The organism is Streptomyces sp. NPDC030798 (genome assembly GCF_055572275.1).
Genome location: NZ_JBVIDR010000010.1, coordinates 253,844 through 280,294 on the forward strand (window position 1 = coordinate 253,844; position 26,451 = coordinate 280,294).

The 26,451-nt window shown below is 71.4% G+C and carries 21 protein-coding genes, 2 tRNA genes and 1 pseudogene; 16 read left to right on the forward strand and 8 right to left on the reverse strand.

Annotated features, from left to right (window positions below; all coding sequences use genetic code 11):
- Positions 1 to 13 precede the first annotated feature (13 nt).
- The 11 genes and pseudogenes from dnaN (at position 14) to ACZ404_RS23975 (ending at position 12,806) form a co-directional block, all read left to right on the forward strand.
- Positions 14 to 1,144, forward strand: coding sequence for a DNA polymerase III subunit beta (gene dnaN / locus ACZ404_RS23925; protein WP_468443055.1), 1,131 nt, complete (start codon positions 14 to 16; stop codon positions 1,142 to 1,144).
- A gap of 201 nt (positions 1,145 to 1,345) precedes the next feature.
- Complete coding sequence (gnd, locus tag ACZ404_RS23930; RefSeq protein ID WP_468443057.1) at positions 1,346 to 2,224, forward strand: phosphogluconate dehydrogenase (NAD(+)-dependent, decarboxylating); 879 nt, start codon at positions 1,346 to 1,348, stop codon at positions 2,222 to 2,224.
- A gap of 82 nt (positions 2,225 to 2,306) precedes the next feature.
- Positions 2,307 to 3,464 (forward strand): DNA replication/repair protein RecF, encoded by a 1,158-nt coding sequence (gene recF, locus ACZ404_RS23935; protein WP_468443059.1) that lies wholly within the window; start codon positions 2,307 to 2,309, stop codon positions 3,462 to 3,464.
- Complete coding sequence (locus tag ACZ404_RS23940) at positions 3,461 to 4,024, forward strand: DciA family protein (protein WP_468443061.1); 564 nt, start codon at positions 3,461 to 3,463, stop codon at positions 4,022 to 4,024. Before recF ends, ACZ404_RS23940 begins: the two co-directional genes overlap by 4 nt.
- A 385-nt stretch (positions 4,025 to 4,409) precedes the next feature.
- Complete coding sequence (gene gyrB / locus ACZ404_RS23945) at positions 4,410 to 6,491, forward strand: DNA topoisomerase (ATP-hydrolyzing) subunit B (protein ID WP_468443063.1); 2,082 nt, start codon at positions 4,410 to 4,412, stop codon at positions 6,489 to 6,491.
- 42 nt (positions 6,492 to 6,533) lie between these two features.
- Complete coding sequence (gene gyrA / locus ACZ404_RS23950) at positions 6,534 to 9,131, forward strand: DNA gyrase subunit A (protein WP_468443065.1); 2,598 nt, start codon at positions 6,534 to 6,536, stop codon at positions 9,129 to 9,131.
- An 18-nt stretch (positions 9,132 to 9,149) separates the two neighbouring features.
- Positions 9,150 to 9,899: a DUF3566 domain-containing protein gene (locus tag ACZ404_RS23955; RefSeq protein ID WP_468443067.1), complete on the forward strand. Its 750-nt coding sequence runs from the start codon at positions 9,150 to 9,152 to the stop codon at positions 9,897 to 9,899.
- Positions 9,900 to 10,008: 109 nt separating this feature from the next.
- A tRNA-Ile gene (locus ACZ404_RS23960) sits at positions 10,009 to 10,085 on the forward strand.
- A 125-nt stretch (positions 10,086 to 10,210) separates the two neighbouring features.
- Positions 10,211 to 10,507 (forward strand): annotated as a pseudogene (locus ACZ404_RS23965) (UTRA domain-containing protein); the annotation flags it as partial.
- Between the two features lie 938 nt (positions 10,508 to 11,445).
- Positions 11,446 to 11,730 carry a hypothetical protein gene (locus tag ACZ404_RS23970; protein ID WP_468443069.1) on the forward strand — a complete coding sequence of 95 codons (285 nt, stop codon included), beginning with the start codon at positions 11,446 to 11,448 and terminating at the stop codon, positions 11,728 to 11,730.
- A 434-nt stretch (positions 11,731 to 12,164) separates the two neighbouring features.
- Positions 12,165 to 12,806 carry an SIMPL domain-containing protein gene (locus ACZ404_RS23975; protein WP_468443071.1) on the forward strand — a complete coding sequence of 214 codons (642 nt, stop codon included), beginning with the start codon at positions 12,165 to 12,167 and terminating at the stop codon, positions 12,804 to 12,806.
- 300 nt (positions 12,807 to 13,106) lie between these two features.
- Here the strand turns inward: ACZ404_RS23975 and ACZ404_RS23980 are convergent, their stop codons facing one another.
- The 3 genes from ACZ404_RS23980 to ACZ404_RS23990 form a co-directional block, all read right to left on the reverse strand.
- Positions 13,107 to 13,355 (reverse strand): SCO4226 family nickel-binding protein, encoded by a 249-nt coding sequence (locus ACZ404_RS23980; protein WP_468443073.1) that lies wholly within the window; start codon positions 13,353 to 13,355, stop codon positions 13,107 to 13,109.
- A gap of 296 nt (positions 13,356 to 13,651) precedes the next feature.
- Entirely contained in the window at positions 13,652 to 17,773 is a 4,122-nt protein-coding gene (locus ACZ404_RS23985) for an nSTAND1 domain-containing NTPase (RefSeq protein ID WP_468443075.1), read from the reverse strand.
- A gap of 495 nt (positions 17,774 to 18,268) precedes the next feature.
- Entirely contained in the window at positions 18,269 to 18,772 is a 504-nt protein-coding gene (locus ACZ404_RS23990) for a hypothetical protein (RefSeq protein ID WP_468443077.1), read from the reverse strand.
- A gap of 174 nt (positions 18,773 to 18,946) precedes the next feature.
- On the opposite strand from ACZ404_RS23990, the gene ACZ404_RS23995 reads away from it, so the two are divergent.
- Both ACZ404_RS23995 and ACZ404_RS24000 read left to right on the forward strand, forming a co-directional pair.
- On the forward strand, positions 18,947 to 19,423 hold the full coding sequence (locus ACZ404_RS23995) for a hypothetical protein (protein ID WP_468443079.1): 477 nt from the start codon (positions 18,947 to 18,949) through the stop codon (positions 19,421 to 19,423).
- An 86-nt stretch (positions 19,424 to 19,509) separates the two neighbouring features.
- Positions 19,510 to 19,698, forward strand: a complete 189-nt coding sequence (locus ACZ404_RS24000; protein ID WP_468443081.1) for a ferredoxin — start codon at positions 19,510 to 19,512, stop codon at positions 19,696 to 19,698.
- Positions 19,699 to 19,717: 19 nt separating this feature from the next.
- Here the strand turns inward: ACZ404_RS24000 and ACZ404_RS24005 are convergent, their stop codons facing one another.
- Together ACZ404_RS24005 and ACZ404_RS24010 are read right to left on the reverse strand one after the other, a co-directional pair.
- Positions 19,718 to 20,476, reverse strand: a complete 759-nt coding sequence (locus ACZ404_RS24005; protein WP_468443083.1) for a glycosyltransferase family 2 protein — start codon at positions 20,474 to 20,476, stop codon at positions 19,718 to 19,720.
- Between the two features lie 177 nt (positions 20,477 to 20,653).
- Complete coding sequence (locus tag ACZ404_RS24010) at positions 20,654 to 21,022, reverse strand: DUF6344 domain-containing protein (protein WP_468443085.1); 369 nt, start codon at positions 21,020 to 21,022, stop codon at positions 20,654 to 20,656.
- A 348-nt stretch (positions 21,023 to 21,370) separates the two neighbouring features.
- Here ACZ404_RS24010 and ACZ404_RS24015 point away from each other — a divergent pair, with 348 nt between their 5' ends.
- Together ACZ404_RS24015 and ACZ404_RS24020 are read left to right on the forward strand one after the other, a co-directional pair.
- A complete protein-coding gene (locus ACZ404_RS24015; RefSeq protein ID WP_003999697.1) occupies positions 21,371 to 21,499 on the forward strand; it encodes a DLW-39 family protein in 129 nt (42 codons plus the stop codon).
- A 269-nt stretch (positions 21,500 to 21,768) separates the two neighbouring features.
- A complete protein-coding gene (locus tag ACZ404_RS24020; RefSeq protein WP_468443087.1) occupies positions 21,769 to 23,175 on the forward strand; it encodes a hypothetical protein in 1,407 nt (468 codons plus the stop codon).
- On the opposite strand, the gene ACZ404_RS24025 is transcribed toward ACZ404_RS24020, so the two are convergent.
- A complete protein-coding gene (locus ACZ404_RS24025) occupies positions 23,139 to 24,611 on the reverse strand; it encodes a serine/threonine-protein kinase (protein WP_468443089.1) in 1,473 nt (490 codons plus the stop codon). The two genes, ACZ404_RS24020 and ACZ404_RS24025, sit on opposite strands and share 37 nt — an antisense overlap.
- A gap of 144 nt (positions 24,612 to 24,755) precedes the next feature.
- Positions 24,756 to 25,304: a helix-turn-helix domain-containing protein gene (locus tag ACZ404_RS24030; RefSeq protein ID WP_468443091.1), complete on the reverse strand. Its 549-nt coding sequence runs from the start codon at positions 25,302 to 25,304 to the stop codon at positions 24,756 to 24,758.
- Between the two features lie 183 nt (positions 25,305 to 25,487).
- Between ACZ404_RS24030 and ACZ404_RS24035 the strand changes: the two genes are divergently transcribed.
- Positions 25,488 to 25,560 (forward strand) — tRNA-Ala (locus ACZ404_RS24035).
- Between the two features lie 171 nt (positions 25,561 to 25,731).
- Here ACZ404_RS24035 and ACZ404_RS24040 read toward each other — a convergent pair.
- The gene (locus ACZ404_RS24040; RefSeq protein WP_468443093.1) at positions 25,732 to 26,433 is read right to left on the reverse strand and encodes a DUF5324 family protein; all 702 of its coding nucleotides are present in this window, start codon (positions 26,431 to 26,433) and stop codon (positions 25,732 to 25,734) included.
- Positions 26,434 to 26,451 lie beyond the last annotated feature (18 nt).

Here is a 26,451-nt window from a genome sequence, read left to right on the forward strand (position 1 = left end):
GAGGCGGCTTACGGTGAAGATCCGGGTGGAACGCGACGTACTCGCGGAGGCAGTGGCCTGGGCGGCACGCAGCCTCCCGGCCCGTCCGCCGGCGCCTGTCCTCGCCGGCCTGCTGCTGAAGGCCGAGGACGGCCAGCTGAGCCTGTCGAGCTTCGACTACGAGGTGTCTGCCCGCGTGAGCGTCGAGGCGGAGGTCGAGGAGGAGGGCACGGTCCTCGTCTCCGGCCGTCTGCTGGCCGACATCTCCCGGGCCCTGCCCAACCGCCCGGTGGAGATTTCCACAGACGGTGTACGGGCGACCGTGGTCTGCGGCTCCTCCCGCTTCACCCTCCACACCCTGCCGGTGGAGGAGTACCCGGCGCTGCCGCAGATGCCGAACGCGACCGGCACCGTGCCCGGCGAGGTCTTCGCGGCCGCCGTGTCCCAGGTGGCGATCGCCGCCGGCCGGGACGACACGCTGCCCGTCCTCACCGGTGTGCGCATCGAGATCGAGGGCGACACGGTCACCCTGGCCTCCACCGACCGCTACCGCTTCGCGGTCCGGGAGTTCCTGTGGAAGCCGGAGAACCCGGACGCCTCCGCGGTCGCCCTGGTCCCGGCCAAGACGCTGCTGGACACCGCCAAGTCGCTCGGCGCCGGGGACAGCGTGACGCTCGCCCTGTCCGGCTCGGGTGCCGGTGAGGGCCTGATCGGCTTCGAGGGGGCAGGGCGTCGTACGACCACGCGTCTGCTCGAGGGCGACCTGCCGAAGTACCGGACGCTGTTCCCGACCGAGTTCAACTCCGTCGCCGTGATCGAGACCGCGCCGTTCGTGGAGGCGGTCAAGCGCGTCGCGCTGGTGGCCGAGCGGAACACGCCGGTGCGGCTGAGCTTCGAGAAGGGTGTGCTCATCCTGGAGGCCGGGTCCAGCGACGATGCACAGGCTGTGGAGCGGGTGGACGCCCAGCTGGAGGGCGACGACATCTCGATCGCCTTCAACCCGACGTTCCTGCTGGACGGGTTGAGCGCGATCGACTCCCCGGTGGCGCAGCTGTCGTTCACGACGTCCACGAAGCCGGCGCTGCTGAGCGGCAAGCCGGCGGTGGACGCCGAGGCGGACGACGCCTACAAGTACCTGATCATGCCGGTGCGGCTGAGCGGCTGACGTTTTCCACAGCTGTGCATGGCGCCGGGAGCCCGCTGTGGGTGCCCGGCGCCATGGCTGGGCCCGGGGTGTGGTTGCTCTGCAGGTCACCGTGTGCGTATGAGCGCGTATGCCCACAGCTGTGCATGAGCGTCCGGGTTTAGGCTCGGCACGGCACGAAGGTGCCTGTCATGCCCCACAGCGACCTAAGGAACACAACTGATGGAGCTCGGTCTCGTCGGCCTCGGCAAGATGGGCGGCAACATGCGCGAGCGGATACGCCGCGCGGGCCACACCGTCATCGGATACGACCGCAACCCCGACCTCGCGGACGTCCACAGCCTGGAGGAGCTTGTGGGCAAACTGCAGGGTCCGCGCGTGGTCTGGGTGATGGTCCCGGCCGGCGAGCCCACCCAGACCACGATCGACGAGCTCGCCGAGCTGCTCGAGCCCGGTGACGTGGTGGTGGACGGCGGCAACTCCCGCTGGACGGACGACGAGAAGCACGCCGGGGAGCTCGCGGCCAAGGGCATCGGCTTCGTCGACTGCGGCGTCTCCGGCGGCGTCTGGGGCCTGGAGAACGGGTACGCGCTGATGTACGGCGGCGACGCCGAGAACGTCGCCAAGGTGCAGCCGGTCTTCGACGCGCTCAAGCCCGAGGGCGACCTCGGCGCGGTGCACGCCGGCAAGGTCGGTGCGGGCCACTTCGCGAAGATGGTCCACAACGGCATCGAGTACGCGATGATGCAGGCCTACGCCGAGGGCTGGGAGCTGCTGGAGAAGGTCGACTCCGTGGAGAACGTCCGCGAGGTCTTCCGCTCCTGGCAGGAGGGCACCGTCATCCGCTCCTGGCTGCTCGACCTCGCGGTCAACGCCCTCGACGAGGACGAGCACCTGGAAGGACTGCGCGGTTATGCACAGGACTCCGGTGAGGGACGCTGGACTGTGGAAGCCGCGATCGACCACGCGGTGCCGCTGCCGGCGATCACCGCGTCGCTGTTCGCGCGGTTCTCCTCCCGCCAGGAGGACTCGCCGCAGATGAAGATGATCGCCGCGCTGCGCAACCAGTTCGGCGGTCACGCCGTCGAGAAGAAGGCCTAGCCGACAGGCGGGGGCCGACGAAAAGTTGTCCACAGGGTCGCCGGCGCGATCCACAACCCTTGGGGGAGGTCGGCGAACGACCATGCACGTCACGCATCTCTCGCTGGCCGACTTCCGCTCGTACGCCCGGGCCGAGGTCCCGCTCGACCCGGGCGTCACCGCCTTCGTCGGCCCGAACGGCCAGGGCAAGACCAACCTGGTGGAGGCGATCGGCTATCTCGCCACCCTCGGCAGCCACCGGGTCGCCTCGGACGCCCCCCTGGTCCGCATGGGTGCCGAGCGGGCGATCATCCGGGCGCAGGTGCGACAGGGCGAGCGGCAGCAGCTGGTGGAGCTGGAGCTGAACCCGGGCCGGGCCAACCGCGCCCGCGTCAACCGCTCCTCGCCGGGGCGGCCCCGGGACGTGCTGGGGATCGTACGGACCGTGCTGTTCGCGCCGGAGGACCTGGCACTGGTCAAGGGCGATCCCGGGGAGCGGCGCCGGTTCCTGGACGAGCTGATCACCGCGCGCTCCCCGCGCATGGCGGGCGTGCGCGCGGACTACGAGCGGGTGCTCAAGCAGCGCAACACGCTCCTGAAGACCGCCGCGCTGGCCCGCCGGCACGCCGGGCGGAGGGGGGCACCTGCCGGGCGAGCGGATGCGAGCCCGGGGGCGGACCTGTCGACGCTCGACGTGTGGGACCAGCATCTCGCGCGCGTGGGCGCGGAGTTGCTCGCCCAGCGGCTCGAGCTGATCGCCGCGCTGCAGCCGCTGGCCGACAAGGCGTACGAGCAGCTGGCCCCCGGCGGCGGCCCGGTGGCGCTGGAGTACAAGCCGTCGGCGCCCGGTGACGCGCACACGCGCGAGGATCTCCACGCCCAGCTGATGGCGGCGCTCACCGAGGTGCGCAAGCAGGAGATCGAGCGCGGTGTGACGCTCGTGGGCCCTCACCGGGACGATCTGGTTCTCAAACTCGGTCAGCTGCCCGCCAAGGGGTACGCCTCCCACGGCGAGTCCTGGTCCTACGCCCTCGCCCTGCGCCTCGCCTCGTACGACCTGCTCCGCGCGGAGGGCAACGAGCCGGTGCTGATCCTGGACGACGTCTTCGCCGAGCTGGACGCGCGGCGCCGGGAGCGGCTGGCCGAGCTGGTGGCGCCCGGCGAGCAGGTGCTGGTCACCGCCGCCGTGGACGACGACGTACCGCACGTCCTGGCCGGCGCCCGGTACGCGGTGGCCGACGGGACGGTGGAGCGCGTATGAGCACCGAGGAGCCGGCCCCCCGGAAGCCGGACGGCGGCAGGAAGCCGGAGCAGGCGGCCGAGCCGTCCGGTGTGGACCTGGCCCGCGTCGCCCTGAGGGCGGCGAAGGAGGCCGCACGCGCGCGTGGGGATGCCGCGCGACAGAAGAAGCAGGCCCGGCGCGGGGGCGGGCTGCGCTCCGGCGCGCGCGCCGACGGCCGCGATCCGATGGCGCTCGGCGCCGCGATCAACCGGCTGATCACCGAGCGCGGCTGGGAGGCCCCGGCCGCGGTGGGCGGTGTGATGGGCCGCTGGCCGCAGATCGTCGGTGAGGACCTGGCCAAGCACTGTGTGCCGCAGCGCTACGACGAGGACGAGCGGGTGCTGTCGGTGGCCTGCGACTCGACGGCGTGGGCGACCCAGCTGCGGCTGCTGGCCCCGGCGCTGGTCGCCCGTCTCAACGAGGACCTCGGCCACGGCACGGTCCGGCTGATCAAGGTGAACGGCCCCGGCGGCCCCGCCCGGCGCTACGGCCCGCTGCGGGCTCCGGGGAGCTCGGGACCCGGCGACACCTACGGGTGACGTACCTCACGTCCGCGACCGTCGGGCGGCGCTTCCGCCTGCCCCGGAACGGGGGCTTGCACATGCCCCTGCACAGGCGCCGACCGGCGCCGGATCGCCATCTGACCGCCCAGTAGCCAAGGGTTGACGGCCGGAAGCGCTGAGTGCCGCTGTGAGCCCCTTGGAGCCCCCTTCCGTATATCGGGACCCGATCGAGGCCGGTTGAGGGCGGCACATGGGGACTCAGGTACCGGCAAACCCCCATCACTGTCGGCGCTACCGGTAGACTGGAAGCCAATCCCGCCCCAACGTGGGGACCGCCCGGGAAAAGCTGAGCAACGCTGATCAAGGCTGACCAACGCAACATGCCGCAGCCGCTCCGGCAAACCGCCGACGAGCTTGGCTCGTGCTGTGCCAGAAAGGGCGCTTCGTGGCCGATTCCGGCAACCCCAACGAGAACATCCCGTCCACCGACGCCGGCGTCACCGGCGAGGCCGCAGAAACCGCTGCGGCCTCCGCCTCGTACGACGCCAGCGCCATCACCGTGCTCGAAGGGCTGGACGCGGTCCGCAAGCGACCCGGTATGTACATCGGTTCCACCGGTGAGCGCGGTCTGCACCACCTCGTGTACGAGGTGGTGGACAACTCCGTCGACGAGGCCCTGGCCGGATACGCGGACACGATCGACGTGACGATCCTCGCCGACGGCGGGGTCCGTGTCGTCGACAACGGCCGTGGCATCCCGGTGGGCATCGTGCCCTCCGAGGGCAAGCCGGCCGTCGAGGTCGTGCTCACCGTCCTGCACGCGGGCGGCAAGTTCGGCGGCGGCGGTTACGCCGTCTCCGGCGGTCTGCACGGCGTGGGCGTGTCCGTCGTCAACGCGCTGTCCAGCAAGGTCGCCGTCGAGGTCAGGACCGACGGCCACCGGTGGACGCAGGACTACAAGATGGGCGTCCCGACGGCGCCGCTGGCCAAGCACGAGGCGACCGAGGAGACCGGCACGGCGGTCACCTTCTGGGCCGACCCGGAGATCTTCGAGACCACCGAGTACTCCTTCGAGACGCTGTCGCGGCGTTTCCAGGAAATGGCGTTCCTCAACAAGGGCCTGACGATCAAGCTCACCGACGAGCGCGAGTCGGCCAAGGCGGTCACCGGGGCGGACGAGGCCGGGGCCGACGAGAAGGCCGAGGTCAAGACCGTCACGTACCACTACGAGGGCGGCATCGTCGACTTCGTGAAGTACCTCAACTCCCGCAAGGGCGACGTGGTGCACCCCACGGTCATCGACCTGGAGGCCGAGGACAAGGACAAGAGCCTGTCCCTCGAGGTCGCGATGCAGTGGAACAGCGGGTACACCGAGGGCGTGTACTCCTTCGCGAACATCATCCACACGCACGAGGGCGGTACGCACGAGGAGGGCTTCCGCGCGGCCCTCACGAGCCTGATCAACAAGTACGCGCGCGACAAGAAGCTGCTGCGCGAGAAGGACGACAACCTCACCGGTGACGACATCCGCGAGGGCCTGACCGCGATCATCTCGGTCAAGCTGAGCGAGCCGCAGTTCGAGGGCCAGACGAAGACCAAGCTGGGCAACACGGAGGCCAAGACCTTCGTGCAGAAGGCGGTCTACGAGCACCTCAACGACTGGCTGGACCGCAACCCGGTGGAGGCCGCGGACATCATCCGCAAGGGCATCCAGGCGGCCACCGCGCGCGTGGCGGCCCGCAAGGCCCGTGACCTGACCCGCCGCAAGGGCCTGCTGGAGTCGGCGTCCCTGCCGGGCAAGCTGTCCGACTGCCAGTCGAACGACCCCACCAAGTGCGAGATCTTCATCGTCGAGGGTGACTCCGCCGGCGGCTCGGCCAAGTCCGGCCGCAACCCGCAGTACCAGGCGATCCTCCCGATCCGCGGCAAGATCCTCAACGTGGAGAAGGCCAGGATCGACAAGATCCTGCAGAACCAGGAGATCCAGGCGCTGATCTCGGCCTTCGGCACGGGTGTGCACGAGGACTTCGACATCGAGAAGCTGCGCTATCACAAGATCATCCTGATGGCGGACGCCGACGTCGACGGCCAGCACATCAGCACCCTGCTGCTGACCTTCCTGTTCCGCTTCATGCGGCCGCTGGTCGAGGCCGGGCACGTGTATCTGTCCCGTCCCCCGCTGTACAAGATCAAGTGGGGCCGTGACGACATCGAGTACGCCTACTCCGACCGCGAGCGCGACGCCCTGATCGAGATGGGCCGCCAGCGCGGCAAGCGCGTCCGCGAGGACTCCATCCAGCGCTTCAAGGGCCTCGGCGAGATGAACGCCGAGGAGCTGCGCGTGACCACGATGGACCAGGAGCACCGGGTCCTCGGCCAGGTCACCCTCGACGACGCCGCCCAGGCCGACGACCTGTTCTCGGTCCTGATGGGCGAGGACGTCGAGGCCAGGCGTCAGTTCATCCAGCGCAACGCCAAGGACGTCCGCTTCCTCGACATCTGAGTCGGTCTCAGCTGACCGCACCAGGAAGGATCTTCACCAGCAATGGCCGACGAGAACACTCCCGCGACACCTGAGAACGAGGGCGGCGACATCTCCCTGCGTGTCGAGCCCGTCGGGCTCGAGACGGAGATGCAGCGCTCGTACCTGGACTACGCGATGTCCGTCATCGTGTCCCGCGCGCTGCCCGACGTCCGTGACGGCCTCAAGCCCGTCCACCGCCGTGTGCTGTACGCGATGTACGACGGCGGCTACCGCCCCGAGCGCGGCTTCTACAAGTGCGCCCGTGTCGTCGGCGACGTCATGGGCAACTACCACCCGCACGGCGACTCCTCCATCTACGACGCGCTGGTGCGCCTCGCGCAGCCGTGGTCGATGCGGATGCCGCTGGTCGACTCCAACGGCAACTTCGGCTCCCCGGGCAACGACCCGGCGGCGGCGATGCGCTACACCGAGTGCAAGATGGCGCCGCTGTCGATGGAGATGGTCCGCGACATCGACGAGGAGACCGTCGACTTCACGGACAACTACGACGGCCGCTCCCAGGAACCGACCGTCCTGCCGGCCCGGTTCCCGAACCTGCTGATCAACGGCTCGGCCGGTATCGCGGTCGGTATGGCGACCAACATCCCGCCGCACAACCTGCGCGAGGTCGCGGCCGGTGCCCAGTGGTACCTGGAGAACCCCGAGGTCTCGCACGAGGAGCTGCTGGACGCGCTCATGGAGCGCATCAAGGGCCCCGACTTCCCGACCGGCGCCCTCGTGGTGGGCCGCAAGGGCATCGAGGAGGCCTACCGCACCGGGCGCGGCTCCATCACGATGCGCGCGGTGGTGGAGGTCGAGGAGATCCAGGGCCGCCAGTGCCTGGTCGTCACCGAGCTGCCGTACCAGGTGAACCCGGACAACCTGGCGCAGAAGATCGCCGACCTGGTGAAGGACGGCAAGATCGGCGGCATCGCGGACGTCCGCGACGAGACGTCGTCCCGCACCGGCCAGCGCCTGGTGATCGTGCTGAAGCGGGACGCGGTCGCCAAGGTCGTGCTGAACAACCTGTACAAGCACACCGACCTGCAGACGAACTTCGGCGCGAACATGCTGGCGCTGGTCGACGGCGTGCCCCGCACGCTGTCCCTGGACGCGTTCATCCGGCACTGGGTGACGCACCAGATCGAGGTCGTCGTGCGCCGGACCCGCTTCCGGCTGCGCAAGGCCGAGGAGCGCGCGCACATCCTGCGCGGTCTGCTGAAGGCGCTGGACGCGATCGACGAGGTCATCGCGCTGATCCGGCGCAGTGAGACCGTCGAGGTCGCGCGCGGCGGCCTGATGGAGCTGCTGGAGATCGACGAGATCCAGGCCAACGCGATCCTCGAGATGCAGCTGCGCCGCCTGGCCGCCCTGGAACGGCAGAAGATCGTCCAGGAGCACGACGAGCTGCAGGCGAAGATCAACGAGTACAACGAGATCCTCGCCTCGCCGGTCCGCCAGCGCGGGATCGTCAGCGAGGAGCTGGCCGCGATCGTCGAGAAGTACGGCGACGACCGCCAGACCAAGCTGATCCCGTACGAGGGCGACATGTCCATCGAGGACCTGATCGCCGAGGAGGACATCGTCGTCACCGTCACCCGCGGCGGCTACGTCAAGCGGACCAAGACGGACGACTACCGGGCGCAGAAGCGCGGCGGCAAGGGCGTGCGGGGCACGAAGCTGAAGGAAGACGACATCGTCGACCACTTCTTCGTCTCCACGACGCACCACTGGCTGCTGTTCTTCACGAACAAGGGCCGGGTGTACCGGGCGAAGGCGTACGAGCTGCCGGAGGCCGGCCGCGACGCGCGCGGGCAGCACGTGGCGAATCTCCTCGCCTTCCAGCCGGACGAGGCGATCGCCGAGATCCTCGCGATCCGTGACTACGAGGCGGCGCCGTACCTGGTGCTCGCCACCAAGTCGGGCCTGGTCAAGAAGACGCCACTGAAGGATTACGATTCGCCCCGCTCCGGCGGTGTGATCGCGATCAACCTGCGCGAGCGGGAGGACGGCTCCGACGACGAGCTGATCGGCGCCGAACTCGTCTCGGCCGAGGACGATCTGCTTCTGATCAGCAGGAAGGCGCAGTCGATCAGGTTCACCGCCTCGGACGACACCCTGCGCCCGATGGGCCGTGCCACCTCCGGTGTGAAGGGCATGAGTTTCCGCGAGGGCGACGAGCTTCTCTCGATGAATGTTGTTCGAACCGGTACGTTCGTGTTCACTGCGACGGACGGTGGGTACGCGAAGCGGACCGCCGTCGACGAGTACCGCGTCCAGGGTCGCGGCGGCCTCGGCATCAAGGCCGCCAAGATCGTGGAGGACCGCGGCTCGCTCGTCGGCGCGCTGGTGGTCGAGGAGACGGACGAGATCCTGGCCATCACCCTGTCCGGCGGTGTGATTCGCACGCGAGTCAACGAGGTCAGGGAGACGGGCCGTGACACCATGGGCGTCCAACTGATCAACCTGGGCAAGCGCGATGCCGTGGTCGGTATCGCACGTAACGCCGAGGCGGGACGCGAGGCGGAGGAGGTCGACGGCGAAGAGGCCGTGACCGAGACCGCCGAGGGTGTCGCGACCACCGGCACGGACGAGGGTGAGGCGCCCTCGGCCGAGTAGCACGAGGAGTGAGTCATCGTGAGCGGAGCCACGGGCGCCGGATCGGCCGGTCCCTCCACGGGTACGGAGACGGACGGCGGCGGCCGTGGCTCCGCCGCGCACGGATCCGGTGCGGCGGCGGATCCGCACACGACGCAGCTCAGGGCCGTGAAGGCGGCAAAGAAGGGCGCGCCCCCGGCCGGCGCCAAGGGATCCCAGGGGGGAACCGTGACGGACACCCGAGGCTCGCAGCCCCAGCGCACCACCGGGCCGGCCGAGGCGCAGTCGGCGTCCCCGCTGCCCGGGGAGCGGCGCACCGAGCAGCCCTCCGGGCCCTACCAACCGCCGCAGGCGTACCCGGCGCAGGCCCCGGCCGGCGCCGTACGCCGCCCGCGCACCGGCGCGCGCACGGCGCCGCGCATCCGCAAGGCGCGGCTGCGGGTCGCCAAGGCCGACCCGTGGTCGGTGATGAAGGTCAGCTTCCTGCTCTCCATCGCGCTCGGCATCTGCACGATCGTCGCCTCGGCGGTGCTGTGGATGGTCATGGACGCCATGGGCGTGTTCTCGACGGTGGGCGGCACGATCTCGGAGGCGACCGGCTCCAACGAGGCGAACGGCTTCGACCTGCAGGCCTTCCTGTCGCTGCCGCACGTCCTGACGTTCGCGACGATCATCGCCGTCATCGATGTTGTCCTGGCCACGGCCCTGGCGACTCTCGGCGCGTTCATCTACAACCTCTCCGCCGGCTTCGTGGGCGGCGTGGAGCTGACGCTGGCCGAGGACGAGTGATCCCACCTGCGGGCTCTGCTGACGGTGCCCCGACAACCGATTTTGGGACTCCTGCCTTCGTGCGCTAATCTTCAGGAGTCAGCGCGCGGGACACACCGCAGAGCGCGGCGGGGCTATAGCTCAGTTGGTTAGAGCGCATCCCTGATAAGGATGAGGCCACAGGTTCAAATCCTGTTAGCCCCACCAGCGAGAAGACCCCCAGTCGGCACCGGCTGGGGGTCTTTGACATCCATGGCTGACATCAGCCGATGAGTGGATCTTCCAGAAGCTCGGCGAGCAGGCCGACCGCCTCCCGCTCACTCTCGCCCACCACGAGCTATCTGCCCACGTCAGTGGTTGCGGGGTCCGCTATCACTCAGGAGGACACGAGGCCAGGCGGGACGTACGCCAGGCTTGCCGAGCTCGGCTACAAGCCTGTGCACTTCCGCGAGGAGATCCGCTCACGCATGCCGTCGAAGGATGAGGCGGCGCAGTTGAGCATGTCCTCGCGCACGCCGGTCATCCTCATCTGCCGCACCGCGTTTGCGGACGAAGGCCGCCCCGTCGAGATCAACGAGATGACGCTCGACGCCGCCTCGTACATCCTGGAGTACGACTTCGACGCGTGACCTGGGTTGTTACAGGTTTCTCTACCTCATCAAGCCCCGGCTGCGCTCCGCTCCGCCGGGCGCGCTTCCCGGCTCCGCTGCGGGCGACGCTCCTGCCTCCGGCCCGCTCCGCCCGCGCTGCGCCGACGCGCGCTCACTGGTGGAGAGGGCCGGTGGCCATGAGTCGACCACCGCATAGCGCGGCCACGGTCAGAACAGTGCCTCCGGCGGGGGATCGGCCGGCACCGGGATGGAGGGGGCGCCGTCGCCGACCGCGGATCCATCGTGGCGGATGCTGGGGGCTCCCATCCCGCACACCATCGGCCCAGGCAGAGCCGAGCAGACCGGCCCCTGGCGTTCAGGTCGTTCGTACAGTGGCGCGCTCCACCTGGACGCCAGGAACCACGCCTGCTCCACGGTGTGTGGGTCGACGGCGTACGGAAGCAGCTGACGTCAATTCTGCTATCCGAGCACTGGACATCTCAGTGGCACGATCACGACGGGCCTTCGACTCCGATCGGCCGTGGCGGGAGCTGAAGACATCGGCCGATGCCATGAAGATCCAAATACTGAACGAGGGCGCGCAAGCACTGGAGAGCGGTCAAGCCTGGGCTTCGACCATCGGCGGTGTTCAAGTGAGGCTCACCCCCCGGTAGCGACATCATCCAACCCCTCAAGGCGCAGAGGTGAAGGAGGATGCGCGTGTCCTCCGCGTGCCCGGTCAGATGGCGCGCAGCGGGGAGCAAGGGGGAACGTCGGCAAAGGCGCAGGAAATCCCCAGGTCACAGCTTTGCCAGGTCAGCGCCCATCCGCGTACGCGATCTTCCAAACTAGTGCTCCAGGATCCGAGCGCGGCGGCGCTTGACTAGGTCATTGAAACTCCCGGCAAAAGTCGCTACGCCGACCGCGAATGCATCTGCTGCGCCGCAATGGCGACCTCAGAGCGGCATGATGAGCCAGTGGAGATCATCGACACGTCACCCGAGCATCTAGCCGTACGGCTCACCCGCGATGAAGCCGTCATCATCAACAACGCACTGAACGAGCTGTGCAACGGCTACAACTTGTCCGACCGCGAGCTAGAGCTACGTAGCGGCTTCACGCGAGAAGAGATACGTGCTGTCTTGCGCACGATTCACGACGCCATCCCGCCGAACGACCGTAGTCGAGCGACTTTGCCCCAAGATGACCGGCCGAGCTGCCGAGCAGACCTCAGCGACCGCCCCACTCGTAGTTCGCATTGAGGGGCGCACCGCGACACCCCCGCCCGGGCCGTCTCTGGGCCGTGCGGGGGCGCTCAACGACGACCAACGCTGACAAACAGCGACGGCTATGTCGCAGGTCGCAGCGTTGATCGATTGCACGGCCGCAGGTCAGAGACCCGGCCCTTCACTTTTCGACTACTCGTCGCACCCGCGGCTTTTGACTCGCCCAGTGAGACTCGCCCGACCGGTGATCAAGGTCACGGACGTGCCACGAGCGTGCCAGAACGCGCGGGGAACCACGGGGAGTTAGGGGGCAGAGAAGTGAGCAGAAACGAGATCGGCCCCTGACCAAAGTCGCTGGTCAGGGGCGGAATCCCACTTGCGTGGCGGCGCCAGGATTCGAATCTGGGAAGGCTGAGCCGGCAGATTTCAAGCCTGTTGCGGCGGTAGGACGTTACTGATTCGATCCTCGAATGGCAGAGATCAAGGAGCCCTGGGGGCTCAGCGTGCTCGGGGCAGGGAACGTATCGGCGGAGCCCCGGCTCGCCCAGGCAAAGCTTGCGGTTGACCTCGTGGCACCGACACCCGAAGAAGCCTTTGAACAGGCTGGAGCAGCAGTTGTCAGGCTGCGGACTGTGCTGCGAGAGCATGGAATACCCGACTCCGACGTATCCGGATCACGCCTCGCCCTCCAGTCGGAATTCAAGGGCTACGGCGCGGACCGGACGTTCCTCGGCTATCGCTGCGAGGCGACGTACACCGTGCAGACCGAAGCCCTTGATCGGCTCGAACTTCTGATAGAGGACGCCGTCCGGGCCGGCGCCAACCGCGTCGACGAGGTGCACTTCGACGTGCTTGACAAGCCTGCGCTCCGGGACGAGGCCCGCCGCAGGGCAGTCGGGGCCGCACGACGCAAGGCTGAGGTCTACGCGGATGCCTGCGGTGTGCGGCTTGGTCCTGTAGTACATATTCAGGACGTTGACCCGGAATCGGTCGGGCTACGCAGTCATGGGAGTCGCATTGGAGGCGATCCCGAATCCGACGGCGTCTTCGCTCCTGGGGCGGTGCGCGTCGAGGCCGCTGTGTTGCTCGGCTTCAGTTTGCTACCCGACTAGGATCTTCCACACCGGTGCTCCGGGCCGACGAGAAGAGCCACGCCTGTCAAGACCGCGCGTGGCGGCTGACACCAGTGGCTGACACCAACAAGCGCGAACAGCAGCGGTCGGCGTCGGACCTCAGTGGACGATCGACCGAGACGCAGGCCCGGGTGGTCGGCGTCGACAGGCCCCCGTGATCGACCGATAAGGATGAGGCCACAGGTTCAAATCCTGTTAGCCCCACCAGCGAGAAGACCCCCGGTCCAGTTGGGCCGGGGGTTTTGGCATGCCTGTGGACACCACGTGGGGCCCTCGCCTTCACACGGTCAGGGGGACCGGGTGGATCTCGTCGGCGCGGTGGCCGGCACGTTCGTGAATGCGCTGGACCGCCTCGGCCGAGGGTGCCTCGGAGAGGCAGTAGACGGTTCCGGACTCCGGGTCCGCCCAGGCCCTCTCGAAGTGGACCCTTTCCTCTTTCTCGATGGCCAGGTCGGCCTGGTGGGCTTCCAGCAGCTGGTCGGCCGTGACGCCCTTCATGCCGTGGTGGACGTCCATGAACTGGGGCATGGGGTCGTGCCTCCTTCCGACTGCCGCGTCTCGGCGTGGTGCCGAGTCAGGTGCCGGCTTCGTCACGTCCATCCTCTGCCCGCGGGGCCGTGACGGCGACCGTGCGACCCCTGCCCCGATGTCCCCGGTCGGCCGGCGGCGGAGGCGGGCGCACGTCGCCGTGCGGCACGCGAAAACCCGACCGCTGGCGACGGGGGATGCACCAGCGATCGGGCTATGGCCAAGGGTAACAAGGTTGGAGTGGTTGTGGGAGGCAACCGGCTTGTTGGGTGGGGGAGTTGGCCGATCTTGTTCGGTCAGCGGGGGCACGGCGGGTCGTAGGACAGCCGGGGCAGGTATTCGTGCCACCGTTGGTGGGTCAGGACCCCCCGGGTGAGCGAACAGATGTGCTGGATCGCCGCGTTGGCGTCCAGACGCCACAGCCGCACCGTGTCCGCGCCGCTCGACACCCCGAGGACGTGGCTGTTGGGGCTGAACGACAGGAAGTTGCCGGTCCTGGCGTACGGGCTCATCGACTGGCCGATGGGGCCCGCCGCGGCCGGGTCGCTCACGTTCCACAGGCGCACCGTGTTGTCGTTGCCGCCGCTGGCCAGGACATGGCCGGACTCGCCGAACGTCAGCGAGGTGACGGCCTCGGTGTGCCCGGTGAGCGGGGAGCCCAGCGCTCTCGCGGCGCGCGGATCGGTGACGTTCCACAGCCGTACGGTGTCGTCGTCGCTGCCGCTGGCCAGGGTGCGGCCGTCGGGGCTGTAGGCGAGCGCGTTGACGGGGCCGGAGTGCGCCGTGAGCGGCCGTCCGAGCGGGCTGACGTGGGCGGGATCGGTGACGTCCCACAGCCGGATGGCCAGATCCGCGCTGCCGCTGGCCAGGGTGCGGCCGTCCGGGCTGAAGGCGAGGGCGTTGACATAGCCCCGATGGCCGGTGAGCGGCTTGCCGAGCGGGACGGCCCGGGCGGGGTCGGTGACGTTCCACAGCCGGATGGTGCGGTCGTCGTAGGCGGTGGCCAGGGTGCGGCCGTCCGGGCTGTACGCCACCGTGCGCGGGCCCGCGAAACGGGTGCGCAGGGCGTGCAGCGGCCCGCTGCGCACCGGGTGTGCCGGGTCGGTGACGTTCCACAGGTACAGCGTCCCCATCCCGTTCAGCACGGCGAGCGTGCGGCCGTCCGGCGAGAACATCATCGAGCGGTGGCCGCCGTCCGCGCGCATGAACGGCGCGCCGAGGGCCACCGGCCGGCCCGGGGCGGTCACGTTCCACAGCCGGATCCTGCCGTCGCGCGCGGCCGTCGCCAGCACCTTGCCGTCCGGGCGGAAGGCCCCGTCCCGGCCGGTCATGTCCGAGGTCGGTACGGACCACAGGCGGACCAGGCTGTCGCCGCTGCCGGTGGCGAGGGTGTGGCCGTCGGGGCTGAAGCCCAGGGCGTACATCTCGCCGCTGCTGCCCGCGAGCGGCTCGCCGACCTGCGACGGGGACGCCGGATCGGTCACGTTCCACAGACTCGCCGTGCTGTCCGCGCTGGCGGCCGCGAGCCGGCGCCCGTCGGGGCTGAACGCCACCGACCAGATGGGACCGGTGTGCCCGGTGAGCGGCGCACCGATCGGGGTGGCGTGGGCCGGGTCCGCGACGTTCCACAGCCGGATGGTGTCGTCCGCGCTGCCGCCGGCCAGCGTGCGGCCGTCGGGGGAGAACGCCACCGAGTGCACGATGTCCGTATGGCCGGTCAGCGCCCCGGGGATCCGTCGGGGGCGGCGGGGGTCGGACGTGTTCCACAGCAGGATCGTGTCGTCGTCGCCGCCCGCCGCGAGGGTGCGCCCGTCCGGGCTGAACGCGACGCTGCGCACCGCGGCGCTGTGTCCCTCCAGCGCGCCGAGCGGCCTCGGCCGGCGCGGGTCGGACACGTCCCACAGGCGTACGGTGCGGTCCTCGCCGGCGCTGGCGAGCGTGTGGCCATCGGGGCTGAAGGCGACCAGGTAGATCGTGCCCCTGTGACCGGTCAGGGGCTTGCCCAGCGCGGCGGGACGCGCCGGGTCGTGCACGTCCCAGAGCCGGACGGTGCCGTCGTCGCCGGCGCTGGCCAGAGTGCGCCCGTCGGGGCTGAAGACGGCGCTGCTCACCCAACTGGTGTGGCCGGTCAGGGGCTTGCCCAGCGGCCTGGGGCGGCTCCGGTCGGCCACGTTCCACAGCCGCACGGTCCGGTCGTAGCTCGCCGTGGCCAGCGTCCTGCCGTCGGGGCTGAAGGAGGTGAGGTAGACGGCGCCGGTGTGGCCGCTCAGCGGGGTGGCCAGCGGGGCGTTGACGATCGAGATCAGCCTGCTGTACGTCCCCTCGTCGGCCGGGCGCAGGTCGTGCGCGACCAGGTCGAGCTGGGCGGCCAGAGACGGGTCCGAGTGCTGCACCCGGTCCGCCTCGGCGAGCACCTGTTCGAACACGGCGTCGTCCCGCTGCTGCCACGCCACCACCGCCGAACCGGCCGCGAGGACGGCGAGCGCCACCAGCGCCGCCACGGCGGCGCGGCTGATCAGCACCGTACGCCGGCGCAGCCGCACCGAGGCGGCCAGGAACTGCACCGCGCTGCGGGTGAGGGAGGTGTCCCCGGCGGACTTCGCCCAGTTGCGGGCCTGCTCCAGGCGGGAGCCGCGGTAGAGCAGCGAGCTGTCCCGGCCCGTCGCCTCCCAGGCCCGGCCGTCCTCCTCCAGCCGCTGGCGCAGCAGATGGTCGCCGCGGTCCGCGTCGATCCAGTGGCGCAGCCGCGGCCCGGCGTGCAGCAGCGCCTCGTGGGTGATCTCCACGGTCTCCGCGTCGAGCGTCACCAGGCGGGCCCGCACCAGCGCCTCCAGGGACTCCTCCGTCTTGCCGGGGTCCGCCGACTCCTGCGCCAGCTGGCGGCGCGTGCCGCGGCGGCGCGTGGCCTGGGTGTCCTCGCCCAGCCGGACCAACCGCAGCAGGAGCAGCCGGGCGGCCGCCCGTGCGGCCGGGTCGAGGCTGGACCAGGCGCGCTCGGCGGTCGCCGCCACCGCCCCCTGGATGCCGCCCGCCGCGCGGTAGCCGGCCAGGGTCAGCCGGCCCGCCTTGCGGCGCTGCCAGGTCGCGAGCAGGGCGTGCGAGAGCAGCGGGAGGACGCCGGCGTCGTGCGCCCCGCGCGGGCCGTCTGCGCTCACCTCCCGCACGATCAGCTCCGCCAGCCCGGGCTCCAGCTCCAGCCCGACCGCCTTGGCCGGTCCGGTCACCGCCTCGCGCAGCTCCGCCGTGGTCAGCGGCCCGAGCACCATGTGCCGGTGCTGCAGCGCGTCGGCCAGCTCCGGGTAGCCGAGGCACTGCTCGTAGAAGTCGGCGCGTATGCCGAGGACCACCAGGACGGGAGCGGGCCCCGAGGCGTCCTCGGGCGGGGTGCAGGCCGCGTGCAGGAACTGGACGAAGGTACGGCGGCCGGCCTCGTCGGGGCAGAGGGTGAAGGTCTCCTCGAACTGGTCGACGATGAGGACGGGGCGGGGGGTCTCTTCGGGGGAGGGGGCGTCGGCCGCGGGGACCGCGGAGCTGTGCGGCCGGTCCGTCGCCTTGGCGGGACGGCGGTCCGGCCTCTCGGCGGCACGGACCGTGGAGGCCCAGGCGGCAACCGCTTCCCGTACCGCCCGGGCGAAGTGCGGGGCGTCGGAACCCGGTGCCATGGGGTTCTCCGCCGCCTGCGCCTCGGCCCTGCGCGCGTCGGCGGCGAGCGGGGCGAGTTCGGGGACACGGCGGGTCAGCTCGCCGAGCGGATCGGCGCCCGGCACCAGGTGCAGCACGGGGCTCGGCTCCGCGTCGCCCTCCACGAGCGCGCCGTCCCGCAGCGCGGGCACCAGACCGGCGTTCAGCAGAGACGATTTTCCGGCTCCGGAGGCACCGACCAGCATGATCAGGCCGCCCGTCTTCTCGGCCGCGCGCAACTGGTCCACGAGAACCTCGGTACTGCGCTCCCGCCCGAAGAACCAGCGGGCGTCCTCCTGGCGGTACGGGGCCAGCCCCCGGTAGGGGCAGACCCCGCCGGCGACGGGCGGGGCCTGGGCCGGTGGCCGCCGGTTCTCCTGCGCGGGCAGCGCCGCTCGGTCACCGGCCGGGTCCGCCAGCGCCCGCTCCCACAGCCGCTGCCACTGGGCGAGGTCGTACAGGCCGCCGGACACCGGCACGGGCCGCGCGCGCCGCGCCTCCGGGATCAGGATCTGCAGGACGGCCGCGAGGGCGGCGAACTGAGCCGGCACGTTCTTGGCCCGCCGCCAGTCGCTGATCCGCTGGGCGGACACCCGAACGGGCCGCCCGCGCTCGTCCACCCGCTGCAGCCGTACGACCGCCTCGGACACGCTCTTCAGGGGAGGATTGCCGGCCTCCTTGTACAGCAGTGCGAGGCGTTCGGCGAAAGCTGTGCGTGCCCCTGAGTCGGAACCCAAGGTTCCACCCCTTACTCCCCCCGAGTCTGGACGTCCGGACCGGAAAACTCACCCTATACGCCTGACCTGCGGTAAAGCCGTGGACCGGAGACCGGAACCTCCTCACCGCAGGCCCCGCGTGGCAGGATCGCGACGCGGTGGCGGACCCCTGATGCACCGTCCGGACTGGCCACCGGCCCGGCACCCGCACCCACGAGCCGGGACGGCGAACGTTCTCGGTCAACTTCCGCCGAAGGCGCCGGAGACACAAGGCGCCGCAGACATCCACGAATCTTCCCCAGCGACCCACGGACCCCCAGCCATCCCACGGACATCCGCGCCACGCACGGACCCCCGTGGACCCACGGAACCACGGACGCACGCCGATGCTTCGGCCCCCGCCCGCACGCCGACGGGGCGAGGGCCGACACCACCCGCTCCGTCCGGCACCGGTCCCCACGAGGGGAGGGACCGGGGCCGGACGGAGCGGTCCGTGCCACCGGCGAGGGACACCCGCTAGGCGATCCACCCCGCCGTACGAGCCGTGGCGACGGCGTGCCGTTCCGCCTCGCCGGCCGTGGCGTTCAGCGACGCGTCCCGGCCCTGTGCCGTCCCGCCCGCGGCGGACGCGGCGGCCCGGGAGGCGGCCAGCGCAGCGCGGAGGGCCGTCGCGGAAGGCTCCGGAGCGCCGTCGGGGGTGGTGGCGCCGTCCCGGGCCGCGGCCAGTTGGGCCGCCAGGGCCGCGGCCGCGGCGGCGTTGCGGGCACAGCGGGCGTCGGCCGCGGGGTCGGGCGCACGGGTGGTCAGGGCCTCGATCGACGCGGCCGACAGCCGTAGCGCGCCCGCGGCCCTGCCGGCGGGGCCGGTCGGCACGACCTGGGCGGCGTCCTGGCCGACCCCGGCGTGCCGACAGGCGGCGACGGCACGGTCGTACGCACTGCGCGCGCGGTCGGCGTGGAGCGTGCGCAGGGCCGCGGCCCGCGCGGCGGTCCCCGCCGTTGCCTCGTCGAGTCCGGTCATCCTCGGTCTCCTTCCGCCACGACGGCATCGCAGGGTGCCACGCCGGCCCCGAAGAGGCCAGAACCATGCGGGGACTCGGGGCTCGGGGCCTTGGGGAGACTCGGGCGCTGGAAACCTGACGATCCGTCAGTTATGGTCGCGCCGTCGGCCGTCCCGAAGGGGTGAGTGAGTGCCATGGTGAGCCGTTCCGACTGCCCGCGACCCCCCGGCACCCCGCGCTGGGTCGCGATGTTCCACCAGCCGTCCGGCGACTCCTGGCGGGTGGGCGCGGAGTCCCCCGACCGGACCGCCGTGCTGTACGCCGTGGGGGACATGGCCCAGACGGTACGCGCGCGCGGAGGCGACGTGACGGTCGCCCTGTGGGGCCCCAAGGACGGCGCCTGGCACCGCTTCGACACCACGGCCACGCAACCGTCCGCCCCCTCCTCCGCCGAACCGCTCCCTCAGCCGCAGACGCCCACCAAGCTCGCCGAACGCATGTCCGACCGCCGGCACCAGGTGCTCATGGCCGGCCTGAGCAAGGCGGGTCTCTACGACCTCTCCGCGCAGGACACGGAGGCGGTACGGGCCCTGGTCGACCGGCTCGACGAGCCGACGGTCCGCCGGGTGGCCCACTGGCTCTCCACCGCCGGCCCAGGTCACGGCGGCTAGGGGCCGGGCGGGCGGCCGAGGTTGGGTTCGGCGGGCGGTTCACGGGGCAGGCACGTCCTGGAGGTCACCCACGGCTGGAGGGACGTATGAAGGTCGGTGTCGACCGCTCTCTGTGCTACGGCTCGGCCGAGTGCGCGCACCGGGCGCCGTCCGTGTTCGTGTTCGAGGACGGTTACGGCGTCGTACTCACCGGCCGGGAAGAGGCCGGGGACGAACCGGAGGTGCGGGAAGCGGCCGAGAAGTGCCCCTCACAGGCGATCACTCTCACCGGCTGACAGCGACCCGGAGGGCGGCTCACTCCCCGGCCGGGTAGGCCCACCCGAACTCCGCCAGCGCCCGCGCCCGGGCCTCCGCCACCGCCATGCGCGCGTTCCGCTCCGCCGGATCGACGTGCGAGGCCTGCCCGGTCACCTGCCCCTCCCACTTGCGGTACAGCAGCCCGGCCTCCGCCGTGAACCAGCCGCGGCTGACGGCGTTCAGCGCCAGCAGCAGCCCCGTGTCCTCGGAGGCGGGCAGGGCCATCCAGCCGCCGAGGGCCGTGAGCAGTTCCCGGCGGACGACGAGCGTCGCCGGATGGACCTGGGCCCGGTACCCGTTCTCCTTCCAGAAGCGCAGCACGGCCCCGCGCTCGACCGGGCCGTCGGCGGGATCGCCGGGGAAGCCGGCCGTGGAGCCGTCGGGCAACAGGTCCAGGGCGCGGGACGTCGCCCAGCCGATCGCCGGGTCGGCCTCCAGAGCGGCCAGGTCACGCGCGAGGGCGCCCGGCGTGAGCCGGTCGTCGGCGTCCAGCACCTTCACGTACGCGCCGTCGGCGCGCGCCAGCGCGATGGTGCGGGCCACGCCGGGCCCGCCCGGCCGGCCCTGGCGGAAGCTGATCCGTTCGTCGTCGGGCACCCAGGGGCGCACGTCGTCCGTCGTGCCGTCCTCCTGGATCACCCAGTTCCACTCCCAGCCGTCCGGGAGCCGCTGCCCGGACAGGGACGCGTAGGCGTCCGGCAGGAAGCGGGCGGAGGGGGCGTGAACAGCGGTGACTACGGTGATGCGCCGGGTCACGGCGGCATTCACCACCTTCCCGACGAATGGCGAGGGTGCGGACGAAGGAAGAGAGTAGTAGCCCTGAGCAGCGCAAAACCCCCGGCCGAGCCCGGCCGGGGGTCTGTGTCCGTGTCGACTGAAGGGTACGCAAGTCGCCGTCGTGTCGAAACGTCTGCGTTCGGTGTGCTGCCGGTATCAGCAGTCCAGCGGTGCCGTGCTCTGGCTCGCCGGGTGCGTTTCCGCCTGCTCCGTCTGCTTCATCGTGTTCAGCGCGTCCGCTTCGTTCGTCTCGGCGAGGGGCCGGTGCCGGCACCGGGGGGCCTTTCCGTGGGCCTCGGCCCGGATCCGCTGCTTCATCGTGGGGGGCAGGGCCCTGCTGTAGGACCAGGACCAGTGGTTCAGCGCCGGGGTCGTCGGAACGGTCTGCGCCGTGCTGCCCTGCGGGCTCTCGCTGCGGGTCTCGGCAGTCGCGGTGGTGGCGGTGACGAGTCCGAGCGCCGTGCACAGCGCGAGGAAGGCGGTGACGATGGCGGTCCACAGCTTCACGACCTTGTTCGCGGTCATGGCCCCTCACTTTCGGGTTGGGCGATTTGCGTACTTTGTTCATGATGTGTATGGGGGTCGCGAAGTGGTGGACCTACGCCCGTGGCGCGTCGATGTTCCGATGAACACCACCCGGATGGCCGCAAGAGGGTCAGAATTCCCGGAAAACCGGCTGAGCGCGGGCGAAAGGGGAGCAAAGTAACGCGCCGTTAAGGTGTGATCACCCTCCGATCGCAGCGGCCGGGACCCGGCCTACTGCGCTGACGGAGGCGGGAGTTGGGGCCCGACGCAGGTCACCGATCGATATCGGTCGGTGTGTATAGTCGGGCGCCAGAGGTCCCCTACGTCAAGGAAAGACGAGGTCGCGCGGTGAAGAAGCTTCTCCTGGTCGCACTGGCCGCCATCGGCGGGCTCCTCGTGTACCGCCAGATCCAGGCGGATCGCGCCGAGCAGGATCTGTGGACGGAGGCGACTGACTCCGTGCCCACGGGTTCGTGAGTACCGATCCAGAATCTGACAAGCCCCGGCCGCCCGCGCGGTCGGGGCTTTGTGTTGCCCGGTGGGCCTGCCCGTACGGTTCCTTGCGCGCGGCCCGTGTTGCCGGTTGCCGGCGGCTGAGGTACACGTCGCTGCAGCAGGGTCTCCTTCGCAGCCCCGGCGTTTCGGACGGCCGTACGGATTCCACGGACGGCGCAGCGCCGGGCGGGGCAGGATGAGCCACGTCCGGATGCGCGGGTGCTCAGCGGAGCGGCAGGGGGTGGTGGCTCGTGCGGGGGCGGGTCCGTACGGCGGGGACCTGGTGGCGACGGGACGGCCGGCCGCCCGGCACCGGAGCGCGGCGGGTCCTGGCCGTCGCCGCCGTGCTCTGTGCCGTGGCCGCGCTGCCGGGCGGGAACGCTGCGGGCGCCGAGCCGGGGACGTACGACTTCGCGCCGGACGCCCGAACGGTCACCGGCGCGACCGGCGTCACCGGCGCGCCCCGGCTGGAACCGGGCCGGACCTACCGCAGCGCACTCCCCCGCAACGGCAAGCTCTACTACCGCCTCGACCTGGGCACCACGACGACGGCCTACGTCCCCGTCACCGCCGTACCCCCCGCCGACGCCACCGTCACCGCCACCGACGGCATCAAGGTCTCCGTCCGGGACGCCCACGGCAGCCCGTGCTCCTTCGCCTCCGCCCGCTTCGGCGCCGGACTGAGCCCACGCCCGGTCACGGCCCTGGGGGAGCGCGAGGCAGGCGGGACCCAGTGCCCGGGGTCCGGGACGTACTACGTCCTGGTCGAACGCGTGGAGTCCGGAGCGCCGGGAGGCTCCGGTACGCCGGGCTCGGGGCAGTCCTGGAGCCTGGAGATCAAGCCCGTCGCGGAACCCCGCCTGGCCAAGGCCGGGCCCACCACCGCGCCCCGCACCCGGGACTCCGCCTCCCCCGAGCCGCTCGCCGGTGATCCCCACGCCCGGCCCGGCGGAGCCGGCTTCACCACGGCCCGCACGCTGGGCCAGGGCGTCTGGCGGACCGGGCTGCGGCCCGGCCGCACCGTCTTCTACAAGGTGCCGCTCGACTGGGGCCGCAGGCTGCAGGCCGTCGCCGAACTGGGCGGCTCCACCAGCGGCCACGGCTACGTCGGCGGCGCACTGAACCTGGCCCTCTACAACCCCGTCCGCGGCTACGTCGACGACGCCGGACTCGGCTACACCGGCACGCGGAAGTCCACCGCCCTCGCCCCGCTGCCGCCCGTGGAGTACGCCAACCGGTACGCCGTTCTCAGCGGGGAGAGCGCGATGCGCTTCGCCGGGGACTACTACCTCGTCGTGCACCTCAGCGAGCGGGTGTCCGGCACCTTCGGCCAGGGGCCGTTCGACGTGACGCTCCGGCTGCGCGTCGACGGGCAGGCGCACGGCGGCCCCGGCTACGCCGGGCAGCCCGTGCCGGCGGACGCCTTCACGCTCAGCGCGCAGGACCGGCTGCCCGCGGCGACCGGCGGCACCGCGGGCGCGAGCACCGGCGGTACCGGGAGCACCGGTGGCGGAGGCACCGCGATGAAGGCGCTCGCGGCCGGCGGGATCGGCACCGGGACCGCGTTGCTGCTGGTGCTGGGGGTGTGGACGGTGGCGGCCCGGCGGGCACCGCGGCGCGCTCAGACGCGCGCCAGCGCCCAGAAGCCCACGGCGTAACAGGCCAGCGCCAGGAGCAGGATCGGGATCGCCGCCTTCGCCGGGGGGCCGGGCCGGCGCGGCGCGCGCCGCGCCCGGCGCCCGCGTACGGGCGCCGGTACGGCCGGCTGCGCGGCGGCAGGCGAAAGGTGCGGGTCCCGGGCGGTGTACGCGGCGGTGGAGGTGTCCTCGCGCGGCGGCGTCTGCGGAGCCGGCGGGGGCGTCGGCGGCGGATACCAGGCACCGTACGGCTCGGCGGAGGACTGCGCGGGCGGGTACGGGGGCGCCGTGCTGGGAGTGGGCGGCTGTCCGGCGGACCGCGGGGACCGGGGGAGCCGCTCGGCGTGGGGCCGGGGGGCCGGCTGCGGGGGCGGGAGGTGGAAGCTTCCCGTGTCCGACATCGAGACCGAGGACGGGGTGGGGGACTGCGTCCCCGTGCCGCCCACGCGGGGGTCGGTCGGCAGGGCGGCCGAGCCGCTCTCCTCCGACGCGGGCAGCGCGGAACTGCCCGTACCGCCGATGCCGGCGTCGGCGCCCTCCCCGTCCGACTGCGTCACCCGCACCCCCGAAGCCCGCTTGAGCGGGCCTGCGGGTCCGAACCCGGGGGGCAGCGGCCCGAGTTGGTCGAAGATCTCGATCAGTTCGTCGTCCGGACCGGGCTCCGGCAGCAGCTCCGCGGCGGCGGCGAGCGCCTTGCGCGCACCGGTGGCCGTGCGGAAGCGGGCGTCCGGATCGGGCTGGAGCAGGGTGGCGACGACCTGCCAGAGGGGGTCGGGAATTCCTTTGGGTGGACCGGGAGTTCCGTGCTCCGCGAAGTACTGCACCAGGGCCTTGGCGTCGGGCTTGGCGCCCTCCAGCAGATACAGGGCGACCAGGCCCACCGCGAACAGGTCGGCGGGGTAGTCGGGTTCGGCCCCCAGCATCTGTTCCGGCGCCAGATAACCGGGCGTGCCGACCACGAGGTTGGTCTCCGTCAGACGGGGCTCGCCGAACCGCATGGCGATGCCGAAGTCGGACAGCCTCAGCCGCGGCCGGCCGGTGCCGGTGGCTTCCAGCAGCACGTTCGCGGGCTTGATGTCCCGGTGGACGACGCCCTCCGCGTGCACGGCGGCGACGCCGGACAGGAGCTGGTCGAGCAGGGTGCACACGAACGCCGGCGGGAGCGGGCCGTAGTCCCCGACGAGATGGACCAGGGAGCCGCCCGCCACCAGGTCCATGGTGAACAGGACCTTGTCGTCGTCGGCGGCCCAGCTGGCCGGGGCCAGGACATGGGGATGGTCGATGCGCAGCGCCTGCTCCCGCACGAAACGCAGCAGCGAGTGGGCGTCGCGCTGCTGGAGCACCTTGGCCGCCACATAGCGCCGGCGCCGGTGGTCCCAGGCACGCCAGACGGCTCCCGCGCCGCCCCGCCCGATCGGGTCGGCCAGCTCGTACCGACCGGCGAAGACCTCACCCATGACAGTCCGCAGCTCCCTCCCCCAGCCCCTCGTTCCCCCGCAGCCCCCCGGCTACCCCCCGGTACCCCGCCTTTCACGCCCCCCGGGCCCCCCGAACCTGCCCGGGCCCGGCCCCGGACCCCCCGCGGGAACCGGGCCACGCGGTCAGTTCTGGTGGGACTGGTAGTGCGCGACCGCGTCCGAGGTGCGCCCGGCGCCGTAGACCCGGAGGAACTCTGCCAGCTCCGGGTGGCTCGGGGCGAGACTGTCGGCCGCCTCGATGATGTCGCCGGCGGCGGCCACCGAGCGCAGCAGCGACTGGATCTCGCGCACGACGCGCTTGACCGTAGGAGCCCCCGAACCGCTCGTCGTCTGCGTGGTGTTGCTGAGCACGGATCCCCCCTGTGACTTCTTGATCTCGTCCATGCGCTCGGTCGCCTCGGCCGCGCTGACGCTGCCGTCCGCGACCTGCGCCGCCAGCTCCTGCAGCAGCTGGACCCGCTGGACCACCGCAGGATTGCCGATCTTGGCACGCTGGCCGCTCATCAGCTGCGACAACATCGGGGCGGACAGCCCCAGCACCGCCGCGAGACGGGCCTGATTGAGCCCGAGATCGTCGATGAGCTTACGGAAGAGCGCCCCCAACGGCTCCCCGTACCAGTTCCGCTGCAGCTCCCGCGCTCTCGCGGTGGCTTCCTGCTGTGCGGCGTCCATTGCGTCTCCCCATCGCTTCCCCAGAAAACCGCGGTTCGCTGTAGCGAACCACGCCGAGCATCTTACGGAGAGTGGTCATCCACGGGGACCCCCAATCTTTTTGCGGGATACGGGGGGTGACCCGGTACTCTGGTCTCCGGCGCCCGCTGGACCGTGGTTCCTCCGGCCGGACGCTTCCCTTCCGGGGCCTTAGCTCAGTTGGTAGAGCGCCGTCTTTGCATGGCGGATGTCAGGGGTTCGACTCCCCTAGGCTCCACAGCGAAACCCCTCCCACCTGCGGAAACGCTGGTGGGAGGGGTTCTTTTGCGTGGGGTGCCGGGGCGTTCGCGGCAGGTCCTCCGCGGGGTTTCACGTGAAACATGCTGGGGAGCGGGCGACCCTCAAGTCGCCCGCTCAACGGGGGTTTTCAGAGGTGGGTGCCGTGCGCTCACTCCTGTTCGTCGCGGCGCGAGGCCTCCTCCTCGGCTTCCTTCGCCTGGACCTCCGGGTCCAGTGGGGAGGTGCCGCTGCCGTCGACCGAGCTCAGTCGGCCGTTCTCCGGCACCTCCGTCGCGGCGGGCGGTTCGACCAGCCAGTCCGGGTTGGCCTGCTTGTCCCACCATTTCCAGGCCGCGAACGCGCCGCCCGCGGCCAGGCCCAGCAGCGCCAGTACCTTCGCGGCACGGCCCGCCCGAGACCGGCGGGCGTTGCGGCGGGCCAACTTCTGGATCTGCTGCGCGGTGACCTGGCCACGCAGCGCGGCCAGCGCGGCGGCACCGCGAGCCGCGGCCTCGTCGCGCACCGGCGCGGCCGCGGCCATTGCCTGCTCGATCTTCGGACGTGAGTACTCGGCGGCCTGCCGGGCAGCCTTGCGGGTACGGGCGGCGGCCTCCTGTGCGGCCATGTCCACCTTCGGTGGCACATGCGCGCGCGCCTGGTCCAGGCGCGGGGCGAGCCGGGCGTCGTACTGCTCGCGAGCCTGTTCAGCGGCCTGCGACACCACGGGCGCCAGCCGTACGCGTGCCTCCTGCGCGTAATGCGCGGCACGCTCCTTGGCCGTGTCGGCGTAGGGCGCCACCACTTCCGCGGCGTGCAGCACGCTGTCCTTCGCCGAGCCGGTCGCGGCGCGCACGCTGTCAATGCGGGTCACGGGTTCCTCCTCCTCGGT